The 12,055-nt window shown below is 35.2% G+C and carries 11 protein-coding genes and 6 tRNA genes; 3 read left to right on the top strand and 14 right to left on the bottom strand.

The annotated features are described in order from the left end of the window. The first annotated feature begins 2 nt into the window (after positions 1-2). Together C7Y47_RS25135 and C7Y47_RS25130 are read left to right on the top strand one after the other, a co-directional pair. Positions 3-698 carry an SGNH/GDSL hydrolase family protein gene (locus C7Y47_RS25135; RefSeq protein ID WP_185903578.1) on the top strand — a complete coding sequence of 232 codons (696 nt, stop codon included), beginning with the start codon at positions 3-5 and terminating at the stop codon, positions 696-698. Between the two features lie 18 nt (positions 699-716). Then, positions 717-1,532, top strand: a complete 816-nt coding sequence (locus C7Y47_RS25130) for an SDR family NAD(P)-dependent oxidoreductase (RefSeq protein WP_185903577.1) — start codon at positions 717-719, stop codon at positions 1,530-1,532. Between the two features lie 239 nt (positions 1,533-1,771). Here C7Y47_RS25130 and C7Y47_RS22930 read toward each other — a convergent pair whose 3' ends face one another. The 8 genes from C7Y47_RS22930 to mqo form a co-directional block, all read right to left on the bottom strand. After that, positions 1,772-2,056, bottom strand: coding sequence for a hypothetical protein (locus tag C7Y47_RS22930; protein WP_132364113.1), 285 nt, complete (start codon positions 2,054-2,056; stop codon positions 1,772-1,774). A 215-nt stretch (positions 2,057-2,271) separates the two neighbouring features. Further along, positions 2,272-2,958: an ABC transporter ATP-binding protein gene (locus C7Y47_RS22925; RefSeq protein WP_142510858.1), complete on the bottom strand. Its 687-nt coding sequence runs from the start codon at positions 2,956-2,958 to the stop codon at positions 2,272-2,274. Position 2,959: 1 nt separating this feature from the next. Further along, positions 2,960-3,994, bottom strand: coding sequence for an ABC transporter permease (locus C7Y47_RS22920; RefSeq protein ID WP_142510857.1), 1,035 nt, complete (start codon positions 3,992-3,994; stop codon positions 2,960-2,962). Between the two features lie 144 nt (positions 3,995-4,138). Further along, positions 4,139-4,699: an RNA 2',3'-cyclic phosphodiesterase gene (gene thpR, locus C7Y47_RS22915; RefSeq protein ID WP_185903576.1), complete on the bottom strand. Its 561-nt coding sequence runs from the start codon at positions 4,697-4,699 to the stop codon at positions 4,139-4,141. 699 nt (positions 4,700-5,398) lie between these two features. Next, on the bottom strand, positions 5,399-6,148 hold the full coding sequence (locus C7Y47_RS22910) for an SDR family NAD(P)-dependent oxidoreductase (protein ID WP_142510855.1): 750 nt from the start codon (positions 6,146-6,148) through the stop codon (positions 5,399-5,401). Between the two features lie 364 nt (positions 6,149-6,512). Continuing rightward, a complete protein-coding gene (locus C7Y47_RS22905) occupies positions 6,513-7,913 on the bottom strand; it encodes a DHA2 family efflux MFS transporter permease subunit (protein WP_142510854.1) in 1,401 nt (466 codons plus the stop codon). 103 nt (positions 7,914-8,016) lie between these two features. Continuing rightward, positions 8,017-8,595 (bottom strand): TetR/AcrR family transcriptional regulator, encoded by a 579-nt coding sequence (locus tag C7Y47_RS22900; protein ID WP_142510853.1) that lies wholly within the window; start codon positions 8,593-8,595, stop codon positions 8,017-8,019. Positions 8,596-9,098: 503 nt separating this feature from the next. Continuing rightward, the gene (gene mqo / locus C7Y47_RS22895) at positions 9,099-10,610 is read right to left on the bottom strand and encodes a malate dehydrogenase (quinone) (RefSeq protein WP_142510852.1); all 1,512 of its coding nucleotides are present in this window, start codon (positions 10,608-10,610) and stop codon (positions 9,099-9,101) included. 156 nt (positions 10,611-10,766) lie between these two features. Between mqo and C7Y47_RS22890 the strand changes: the two genes are divergently transcribed. After that, positions 10,767-11,111, top strand: a complete 345-nt coding sequence (locus C7Y47_RS22890) for a winged helix-turn-helix transcriptional regulator (RefSeq protein WP_142510880.1) — start codon at positions 10,767-10,769, stop codon at positions 11,109-11,111. A gap of 315 nt (positions 11,112-11,426) precedes the next feature. On the opposite strand, the gene C7Y47_RS22885 is transcribed toward C7Y47_RS22890, so the two are convergent. The 6 genes from C7Y47_RS22885 to C7Y47_RS22860 form a co-directional block, all read right to left on the bottom strand. After that, positions 11,427-11,507: transfer RNA gene (locus C7Y47_RS22885), tRNA-Leu, on the bottom strand. A 47-nt stretch (positions 11,508-11,554) separates the two neighbouring features. Next, positions 11,555-11,628 (bottom strand) — tRNA-Cys (locus tag C7Y47_RS22880). A gap of 8 nt (positions 11,629-11,636) precedes the next feature. Continuing rightward, a tRNA-Gly gene (locus C7Y47_RS22875) sits at positions 11,637-11,711 on the bottom strand. Between the two features lie 6 nt (positions 11,712-11,717). Beyond that, positions 11,718-11,792: transfer RNA gene (locus tag C7Y47_RS22870), tRNA-Gln, on the bottom strand. 17 nt (positions 11,793-11,809) lie between these two features. Further along, positions 11,810-11,885: transfer RNA gene (locus C7Y47_RS22865), tRNA-His, on the bottom strand. Positions 11,886-11,901: 16 nt separating this feature from the next. Then, positions 11,902-11,975: transfer RNA gene (locus tag C7Y47_RS22860), tRNA-Trp, on the bottom strand. Positions 11,976-12,055 lie beyond the last annotated feature (80 nt).

The raw sequence follows: 12,055 nt of genomic DNA, 5'->3' as shown, positions 1-12,055 counted from the left end.
AAATGAAAATTGCATGTATAGGAGACAGCTTAACAGAAGGTAGACCAGGGGTTTCATTTTTTAAACTACTAATAACAAAACATCAACATATCGAATTTGATAATCTCGGTAAACCAGGTGAAACAGTAAAAAGCTTACACAGTCGTTTAGAGAAATCGAAGCTAGCTACTTATTATGACCTTAGCTTTCTTTGGATTGGTGTCAACGATGTCTATGCAAAACTTTTGAAAGTGCAGGCACAACCAGTTACAAAAGACCATCAAGAATTTAAAGATTACTATGTAAATTGTTTAGAAATGATTTTAGCATCCTCTAAACATGTCGTTTTAGTAACACCAGCTTTAATAGGAGAGACAATTAAAAACGCTCCTAATAAAGAATTAAAAGAGCTCTCCTCTATTATTCAATCCATTTCTTCAAAATATGCAAATGTAAGCTTTCTAAATATTCAAGAGGTGTTTGAGCATCACTTAGAACAAGTTACTAGTTCTGATTATATGAACACCAATGTTATGCGAGTAATGAAAGATGTACTGTTTTATAAAAATCCTTTGCGAATTGACCGATTATCTAAAAAGAGAGGGCTACATTTAACGTTAGATGGCGTTCATTTAAATAGTAACGGAGCAGAACTTGTCTTGAAAGAATACACAGCTGTCATTGAACAGTTTCACTTACAAGAAGCTATTGAACAATAGGAAGTCATGTGAGAGGTGATGAATATGAGAAAGGTTGCGATTGTTACTGGCGGTGTATCAGGTATAGGGAAGGCTATCTGCAAAGAGTTAGTTGGTCGTCATGTATTTGTCATTATTGCAGATATTAACGAACATGATGGACGTTTTCTAGAGGCAGAACTAAATAAAGATGCTTCAAATGCTAGATTTGTTGAATTAAATGTAACCGATTACAAAAGTGTTGAACATGTCATTACAAATGTCTATGAGGAATTTCAAAGATTAGATTATTTATTCAATAATGCTGGTATAGCTATGTATGGTGAAATGTATGATATGTCGATGGACGAATGGAAAAACATTGTGGATCTTAATTTATGGGGCGTTATATATGGTACTCAAGTTGGCTATCAAATCATGAAGAAACAAGGTTTTGGACATATCATCAATACCTCATCAGCAGCAGGGTTGGGGCCAGCGCCTATATCTGCCGCATATTCAACTACGAAGCATGCTGTTGTGGGCTTAACGACATCACTTCACTATGAGGCTGAGGAATTTGGCATCAAGGTAAGTACGCTATGTCCGACTTTTGTTGATACACCTATTTTCGATAAAGCAACAGCTATTAATATTGATAAGTCAGTGATGTCCAAACAATTGAAAAAGCAAAAAATGATGTCTCCACAGAAACTAGCAAAAATCACTATTGCAGGCGTACACAAAAATAAGCCTATTATCTGTCCTATGCCTATGCGTAAAACAATGGATGTACTCTTTACGATCTTCCCTTCGTTGCACAGATCTTTAATGAGAATGGTCTGTAAAGTAAGTCGAAAAGCTCGATTAACCTAAACTTTTAACGTAAAAGCTTTCTTCCAGAGGTAAAAAACCGCTATGCTTTTCCGCCGCCCAGGACGAACCGCATCAGGGCCAAAAATAGGATGTTGGACACGAAGGCATATGTCTCCTTCGCTACATTTTCATTTACACTCTTTAAAAACAATTTGTAGGCGTCTCGCGGCTTTTTACCTTTATATTTAAGATAACTTAAACACTGAACGGAATAACCCTTTTCAGAGATAAATAGCTAGTTATTTATACTTTTCTTTATCATTTTTATAAATACCTAAAAGTAATATAATTAACCCTATAACAAAAATTATAGGAGCTAAAAACATCATAATCGAGGTTGCCCAACTATTTTTAACTACTATTCCATACATTACGCCAATTACAAAAGATAAGAACGGTGCAAACGCTATCATTGTAATGATACCCCAAACGATGTAATTCCCTTTCTCTGACCTTCCTTCGGTTAATTGGAATCCCGCTATTAGACCAACTAATACGATCAATAAAGCAATGACAAACGCCATTTGAAATCACCTCCCCCTTTCCTTCTATAATATGCTTCATTAGTTTAGTGGTTTAGTAACATAACACTAGGCTTATTAAAAATATCTATAAATAACGCCCCGATGGAACGGAAAATCAGCTTAACATTATGGTGATAAGCCTGTTTAACTTCTTTTAGCGGATGTCAAAAAACCACAACCATCAATAAATGTGGTTGTGGTTTTTACGATTCGATCTAAATGGCATCTTGCAAAATGACACCGTCGCTCATTTTAATAATACGATCCATATAAGCAAGCATTTCTTCATCATGTGTCACCATTAAAGTAGTAATGTTTAACGTTTTAGTCAAATCTCTAATTAGTAACATAACCTCCTTTGATCTTTGTGAATCTAAGCTTGCTGTTGGTTCATCTGCGAACAGAACTTTCGGTTGATGAATGATTGCTCGGGCAATGGCTACACGTTGCTTCTCGCCACCTGACAATGACGAAGGATAAGCCATTTTTCGATGGTCCATCCCTACTAATTTTAGTATTCGATTAACTTCATTTTTTTGTTCCTGCTTCTTTAATTTTGATTCAGAAACATCTAGCATTAGCAGTAGCTGCTCCTCAACTGTAAGAAAAGGTACAAGGTGTGCAAACTGAAAGACAAACCCAAATTCATTTGCTCGTACTTTACGAACGTCTTCAGCGTTCATGGTGGACATATTTTTCCCCTCAAAAATAACGCGCCCATCTGTTGGAGGCTGAAGTCCAGCAGCTATTGTCAGAAGTGTACTCTTACCTGACCCAGATGCACCGACCAATGCTGTTATTTCCCCTTCATTTAGAGAAAGATCTATCCCTTTAAGTATTTCTTCCTCTACCTCGCCATTCCTAAACGTTTTTCTAACTTCATCGATTTTAAATAAAGTCATATTAAGCCTCCCCTTGCTGTATCGCTTGTAATGGTTGAATTTTTTTAATTTGGATGCCTGAAATTGTAGCACCAATAAATCCAATAATTAAAAATACGATCGATAATTGCGTTGTTGTCGCAATTGTTAACGTGAAAGGCATTCCTTTTGGCGCTATCAGATTAAATGCTTGGCTAAAGGCTACCGACAAAATAAGTGAAATAACTGTAATGATAGCCATCTGTGTCCATATCATTTTGAATAGTTTACTCGTTTTCACACCAATGGCCTTCAAAATTCCGTATAAACCAATTTTTTGAACGTTCATCATATAGAAGAAGATTGCAAACAGCATCCCACTGATGACTACTAAAAACCAGACAATCATATTTAAAGACATTTGTTCTGCACTATAGCTTGGGATTGTATTAAGAAACTCTTTATTCGAAAATGATTGTAACCCAGCAAATTGTTTTGAAGAATCACCATTTGGTACAAAAATCAATTGCATTTCATCAGTACGATAAATTTCTTTATAATCCTCTTTATTAATATAGGCAACCGGTGCATGACTATATTTCTTTTGCTCTACAAATCCTTTTACTACAAACTTGCCACTAAACTGATTATTCGTTAATGTATCGCCTACTTTTAGTCCTTTATCTTTCAATGAGCTGTCTAATATCACTTCTTCGTGTTGCACATTTTCAAATAACTTTGAATCAGTGGATGTCACAAAGGCGACGCTTTGCTGCTTATTATCCTGATCATTTAAAAAGCCCATTTGTAGTGAAAAAGCCACTGCATCCTTTTCATTGCTCAATATTTCATTTTGTGTACCGCTATCTATCTTTGACAGATTATAAGTTTCATCTGCATCCGTATTCATATAAAATTGTCCTTGTGGTAAATCTTTAATTAAAGCGGCATTATCCTGTGATAATCCATTCGCCAAACCAGAAATAATAAAAGTTAAAAAACTAACTAGAAAAACAATTGATCCTAATATTAAAAATCTTACTTTATTCTTCTTAATTTCTTTCCACGCAAGATTCATAGTGAACTCCTCCATTCCTTTTTACATTCTTAGCATAAAATCCTTAAATGAACTGAAGATGAACTAATCATTAAAATTACAATATTTTCAGTAAAAAAAGCTCATAAACCTTTTCTTTTTTAGGTTTACGAGCTGATTGTAAAATTATTGGTCATCTAAACGAATGACAGCTTTTTTATAATATTTTGGCGTTTCCTCTATTTTTGATTCGTACAAAATCACTTCTTCAACTAGAAATTTTGGAAGCTGAAAATTTTCTTCTAGCAATGCGTCGAACGGAATTTCCCCGCACGCTTCATCCCATTTTCTTGCAACAGTTATATGGGGTGTAAAGGGCTTCTTATCTAATTCAAAACCAGCCTTCATACAATCACGGTATACTATTTCTCTCACCAAATTTAATGGCTGCGATTCGAGCAGATTTACCCATAAAATTCTTGGATATTCTTTTCTCCCAAAAGTATTGAACCCTTGAATTTTTAATTCGAATAGTGGAACATTCCGAAGATTTTTCCTCGTTTCATCCATTACAGCCTGTAATTGCTCTTCATCCGCATGACCTAAAAAAGCCAATGTGATGTGATAATCTTCCTGGTGTACCCATCGTTTAAAATGAAAATCTGTTTTCATTTCTTCACATCTCACTTTAAGAGCTGCTTTAATATCTGAAGGAAGTGGGATGGCAATAAAAAAATGTCTGTTCATAATCATACCCTCTCTATTCATTGTAAGTATAACTTAAATCTCTACCTCTAAAGAATGCAGGAACCATGCCTTTCCCTACTATACTCAACCGTATTTTTTGAAAATATACTAAAATTGTAAAAAGGCTTATTAATTATAATCGAGTTCGTTTAGCAAGGAATTTCTATGCATACGTAGATATTGTATGGCTGGCTGGCTGTCTATCAAACATAAATTGATGTCATTTACACCGCAAACTATGAGACAAAGAATTTAAAGCATGGTACAAAATGAAAACAACCATCCAATAGAATCAATTTGATTCTATTGGATGGTTAACGATACAAATAATTTAGATTATTGAGTCGTACTTTTCTAAAACAATTTTTTCAATGTTATATAAATTGTTCGTATCTCTAAAAAACTCTTCATTATATACGCCTTTTTCTAAATCCATTTTCTATATACATCAAATTCATTTTTTCTACCTCTTACTTCATGAATCCATGCGATACCAAATCGAAAACCGCAGAGGTGACATAGTCAAAATTTATTGTCTATGTACCTCTGCGGTTTTTAAAACTTTAGATCACTTCATTAGGCGCACCCTATTAAAAGTACCAATAAATTCTTTCTGAATTGTTGGGATCAGATATTAATGTAATTGGATTAGCACCTATAAACTACGAGTGAACGTGCCATGTTGAGACTTTTTAATAACTAATTGTTCATTTCCATGCCACCTGATACAGGAGCATAAGTTCCAGTAACAAATGCACTTTGATTACTTGCAAAAAACAATACAGAGCGTGCAATATCCTCGGGTTTAGCAATTCTACCTAATGGAGTGAACATTTTCACCTGTTCTTTTTGCTCTACAGGAGTATGTGTAGTAGCATCTGTTTCAACCATAGCCGGTGCTACTACATTTGCTGTGATATTAAACGGACCTAACTCTTTTGCTAAATACTTTACAAAAGAATTAAGTGCTCCTTTTGCTGTTCCATGAGCAATAAAGTTAGGAAAAGGTTGATGACTTAAACTACTTGAAATATATACCAACTTTCCGTATTTTTGTTCTTTCATAATAGGTAGTACTGATTTCGTTGCAATGAAAGCTGCCTTAACTTCTTCTTCTAATTTAGTTCTAAATTCATCCCATTCCATGTCACAGAAGGATTTCATAGCAAAAGAAATGGCTGCATTGTTTACTAAAACATCAACTTTTCCAAAGTGGGAAATTGTCTCGTTTACTAAAGAATCCACTTCATCTTTATTTCTAACATCTGCCTTAATCGCTATAGAGACTCCACCATTTTCGCGAATGGAATCTACTACCTCTTGTGCAGCTTTTTTATTATTGGCATAGTTTACAACTACCTTTGCTCCATGTTCAGCAAACAGCTTTGCCGTCTCGGCTCCGATTCCTCTACTTGCTCCAGTTATAATTGCTACCTTTTCATTCATCATAATATATCGACTCCTTTATTTTATAAGGTAAGAGGTGACTAATAACTTATATTAAATAATTTGTTTAATAAAATTATTTAACTGTTGAACCTCTTTTTTAGATAAATTACTTGTCACAAAATCGTGAGCATGACTACAGGTAAAACAATTTTTTAATCTCTTCACCTGGTTTTGTTTTACTCTAGGAAATAAATCTAGAATTAATTTAGCTACTTCAAAGTCATATTCACCAGTACCAGGTATTGTATCTATAGGATTATATATATTTAGAGTCTCAATTATCGACTTTAATATGTTGTGAACATGTCTGATTATCATAATAATCAAAGTCTAAATCTAACTCCAAATCCTCTATCACTTCTTCCTAGTGCAAATGATTGGTTGGACGTCTCACAAAAAATGCTAATAGTAGACCGATTACTGCCACAACCACAATAACCCCAAATGTAAATTGTGTACCTTCTGCAACTAGTGTTGCAGGGCTTGCAGTAGAATGCGCTACTATATAGCGGTGTTGCCCTGCTGTCATGAATGTGATTGCTAGTGCTGTACCTGCCGCACCTGCAATTTGCTGAAGTGTGTTTATGACAGCGGAACCATGAGAATACAGCTGTCTTGGTAAATCATTAAGTGAGTTTGTTTGCGACGGTATAATAGTTGTTGATACACCTACGTAGAAAATCATACATGAAACTATGACTAACCATAGTGGTGTTGTCGCGTCTATGACAAAGAATAATATACCCGTTGAAATAACTAAGCAACAGAACCCAAAACGTAAGTAAAACTTTGGACCAACACGATCAAAAGTTTTTCCGACGATTGGAGCAAAGACGGCATTTAATATGTTTCCAATTAACATCGCGAATCCAGCATTCGTAGCTGAAAGTAATAAAGATCCTTTTAAATACATTGGCATAAGAATCGACATTGCTAAAAGTAATGCGAATACGATAAATATTAAAACTGAACCTATAGTGAAATTACGATATTTGAAAACATGTAAATCAATCATCGGATGCTTACTTGTAAATTGACGCCATACGAAAAGTAAAAGAGCTACAATGCCCACAACTATTATGATTGTTGCTGAAGTTGAATCTTCTGAAATAGTACTTAGTCCATAGATAATACTGCCAAATGCAATTGTTGAAAGAACGATAGATAAATAATCGATTTTCGGTTTTGTTAGAGTTGAGACATTGTACACTTTTGGCATAAAGATGAGGAAAATAATGATATATAGGGCAATGCTTATCCAGAAAATATAATGCCAGCTAGATATATCAACTATAATTCCAGCGATTGTTGGCCCAGTTGCTGGTCCAAGTGTAATGACCATCCCCATAATTCCCATTGTGGCACTACGTTTTGCGATTGGTACAACCATGAAAATAACATTAATCATAAGGGGTAAAATTAACCCTGTACCAATTGCTTGAATCCCACGTGATAATAATAAAATTGAAAATGTTGGCGCTATTGCACCAATAATTGAACCAACAATTGAGAATAAAATTGCGATTATTATAATCCAACGTGTTGAAATCCATTGAATAATAAGGGCAGAAACGGGTACTAATATCCCTAATACTAATAAATAACCTGTTGTTAACCATTGAGCACTAGTTGCACTGACGCCAAAGTCTCTCATAACATCGGTCATGGCCATATTCATGGCTGTTTCTCCAAAAAGGCCCACAAATGCTGCAATCATTAATAATGCAATCATGGGTTTTGGGTTTCGTTGCTGTTCTGTATTCATAATTACTCCTTTTAAGTAGGTCTACATTTTTTATTAAAAATAGTTACGACCCTAAAATTAGACCAGTCTATATATTCAGCTCGAAAAAATTAGTCCTAAGCTCTTATAAAAAGAAACTTGGAACTATTTTTTGAAGCAATTTAATCGGTTCATTCGATTTCTCCGTAATAGATAATACTAAAACGCCTATGATAGATCCGCAAAGTGACACTGCAAGTATGTTTGCTTTATCTGTAGCCATACCTGACTCAACAAACTTATTATAATAAAGCTGTTGCACCTTGCTGTAATTTTCTTGACAAACTGCTCGAATCTCTTCATTTACAAAAGCTGATTCCATTGAAATCAATGCAAATGGTGGCATGTTTAACATATCAGGGGTGTCTAGGTATTCAAAGTGTTCACTCAAATGATTCAAATAATTTTGCAAAGCGATAGTCGGATTTGGGTCTGAATCTAAGTGTATTTGAATGTCATGAAGTAAACGTTGTGAAGACGCTTCAACAACTTCCTTAACAAGTTGATTTTTCCCATCAGGAAAATAGTGATAAAGTGAACCCTTTGGTGTCCCTGATTCTTTCAAGATTTGATTTAAGCCTGTAGCCTGATAGCCTTGCAAATGAAAAAGTCTTGTTGCTACTTCAATTAAATGATCACGTGTCGAATTACTTTTATTTTTCATTGTTCTCCCCCTTTTATATAACGACTGGTCTACTTTATATTAATGGACTTTTTTAGGATTGTCAAGAATTTGATTCATAATAACTGTGTTGAGTGAATATATTGCACTCTATTGCGGGCGAAAAGTTATCCCCCTAGTAACACAATAAGATTATAATAGGAGGCTACCCTGTTAGTTGAATAACAGTAAACCACTAAATCTGTTTAAAAAGCATCTGATGAAAAGTAGCGACGACAATGTTTTACTAAAAAAGGTGTTTCTTTAATAGATAATTTAACAAACTCCATTTTGAAAAATGATTAATCAAAATGGAGTTTATCCTTTTTTACTTAGTATGATTTATTAATTTTGTACGCCTTATTATACTATACGAAGCCTTCGTTAGTTGAATAGGAAAAGAAATGCTTATTCAACTAACGCGCCCGATTGTTGAAGAATATCTATTTCTTTAACCGCTGCTTAAATTATAAAGGAGGTAATTATATTAAGTTTTTTTCAAATCTTCATTTTAAAACCAACTCTTTCTCGCTAGTATCTACTAAACCAAGCGTCTTTGCTGTTGAAGACTGAATTTCAAACAATAAATCAGGATTTTCCGCTAATTTCATACCATAAGAAGGAACCATTTCTTTAATTTTTGGTTCCCATTCTTTCATTTGATTTGGGAAACATTTTTTGATTACATCTAGCATTACATCTACAACAATCGATGCGCCCGGAGAAGCCCCAAGTAGTGATGCTACTGTGCCCTCTGCACCAGTAATAACTTCTGTACCGAACTGAAGTGTACCTTTTCCGCCAGCTTCAGTATCTTTAATAACTTGTACACGTTGACCAGCTACGACAATATCCCAATCCTCGCTCTTAGCGTTTGGTACGAATTCACGTAACTCTTCAATGCGTTGTTCTTTCGACAACATAAGTTGTTGAACTAAGTATTTTGTTAAATCCATGTTTTTGGCACCTGCCGCTAACATAGTGAAGACATTATTTGGTTTTACAGAACCAATTAAGTCCATATTTGAACCAGTTTTTAAGAACTTAGGTGAGAAACCTGCAAATGGTCCAAATAGTAATAATTTTTTGTTATCAATATAGCGTGTATCAAGGTGTGGTACAGACATTGGTGGCGCACCAACTGCAGCCTTACCATATACTTTTGCATGGTGTTGTTCTACAATTTTAGGGTTTTTACATACTAGGAATAAACCGCTTACTGGGAAACCACCAACATGTTTACTTTCCGGAATACCTGTTTTTTGAAGAATCGGTAGGCTTGCACCACCAGCACCAATGAAGAGAAACTTAGTCGTATAATACTTCGCTTTACATCCAATCAAATCATGGACTTTAACTTCCCATAATCCCTCTTTCGTTCGTTTAATATCTAAAATTTCATGTTTATAATTTACTTCAACATTTTGTTTTTGTAAGTGGTCAAATAATTTACAAGTTAATGATCCATAGTTAATGTCCGTGCCAGAATCAATTTTCGATGCAGCAATCGGTTCATTATCTGATCGCCCCTTCATTACTAGTGGAATCCATTCTTTCAGCTGAGCTGGATCATCTGAAAACTCCATCCCTTCATATAATGGATTAATTGAAAGTGCTTTATATCTTTTTTCCAAATAAGATACATTATCAGCACCCATTACTAAGCTCATATGTGGAACGAGCTTAATAAAGTCTTCTGGATTACTAATAAGATTATTGTTTATTAAGTAAGACCAAAATTGCCTAGAAATTTGGAACTGTTCATTAATTTTGATAGCTTTAATCGTCTCGATTGAACCATCAGCTTTTTCGGGTGTATAGTTAAGCTCACATAACCCAGCATGTCCTGTCCCAGCATTATTCCATACATTAGAACTTTCTTCCCCTGCTTTATCAAGTTTCTCAAATACTTTAATTTCCCAATCTGGTGCTAACTCTTTTAGTAGTGTGCCAATTGTCGCACTCATAATTCCAGCACCTATTAATAAAACATCCGTTTTTTCATAACTATTTGTCATTTTCATGTCTCCCCAACAATTTGCAAATATCTTATGAATTCATTATGATATATACAATGAATTTTTGTAAGTAGGCACATAAATGTATTATAGTATCAAAAAGGGTACTAAAAGGAGGCTACATAATTGACAGAAATAATCTATAAACACCGCGAAATGGTAATTGCTTTAGACGCACTAGTTGGAAAGTGGAAACCAGTTATCCTTTCAGTCCTATATAATCACGGAACGTTAAGATTCAATGAATTAAAAAGACTCATACCACATATTACACAAAGAATGCTTACACTACATTTACGTGAACTAGAAGAAAATGATTTAGTAAAACGTGTTATTTATCCCCAGATTCCACCTAAAGTAGAGTATTCACTTACAGAATACGCAATGACATTACAACCTCTTGTAAAAGACTTGTATGAATGGGGCGAAAAACATATTGAACATATGGAAAGTAAACAAAAGTCAGTTTCAACGGATGACGAGAAAGACACAAATAAGTAATTATTACTACAACGCAATGAATATCCGTTTTTCTTATAGGTGTTACTCAATTAAATGACCCGATTGTTGAATACAAGTTAAATCCAATTAAAAAAGCCCATGTTTATTTTTCAAAACATGAGCTTTTTAGTTTGCTCTCCTTTATTGATCACATTTTCTCGGGTTACAGCTTGTGTAAAAACTTGTGTAAAATGTGTGTAAAATAATTTCGGTTCTTATCGTATCTCCAAAAATGAAAAAAGCTCGCAAACCCTGTACTATCAAGGTTTGTGAGCTTTCCAAACTTACTAAACGTAACATATATGTACGTGATGATACCGGTGGTCGGGGTCGAACCGACACTCCAAAGGAACACGATTTTGAGTCGTGCGCGTCTGCCAATTCCGCCACACCGGCATAATGGAGATAAAAAAAATCGGAAAATCCGATTAAGAAATAAATTATGGAGGCGGCAACCGGATTTGAACCGGTGATAAAGGTGTTGCAGACCTGTGCCTTACCACTTGGCTATGCCGCCATAATAATTGGAGCGGAAGACGAGGTTCGAACTCGCGACCCCCACCTTGGCAAGGTGGTGTTCTACCACTGAACTACTTCCGCAATAAATGGCTGGGGTACCTGGATTCGAACCAGGGCGTGACGGAATCAAAATCCGTTGCCTTACCGCTTGGCTATACCCCAAAAGTTAAATATATAAATGGGGCGACTGATGGGAATCGAACCCACGAATGCCTGAACCACAATCAGGTGCGTTAACCACTTCGCCACAACCGCCATAAAATTAATTAATTGGCAGGGGCAGTAGGAATCGAACCCACATCAAAGGTTTTGGAGACCTCTATTCTACCGTTAAACTATGCCCCTAAAAAAACTGGTGGAGGGGGACGGATTCGAACCGCCGAACCCTAAGGAGCGGATTTACAGTCCGCCGCGTTTAGCCACTT

The organism is Lysinibacillus sphaericus (assembly GCF_006864135.1).
Lineage (GTDB): Bacteria > Bacillota > Bacilli > Bacillales_A > Planococcaceae > Lysinibacillus.
Note: the sequence above shows the minus strand (reverse complement) of the source record. Positions and strands in the feature narration are given on the sequence as shown.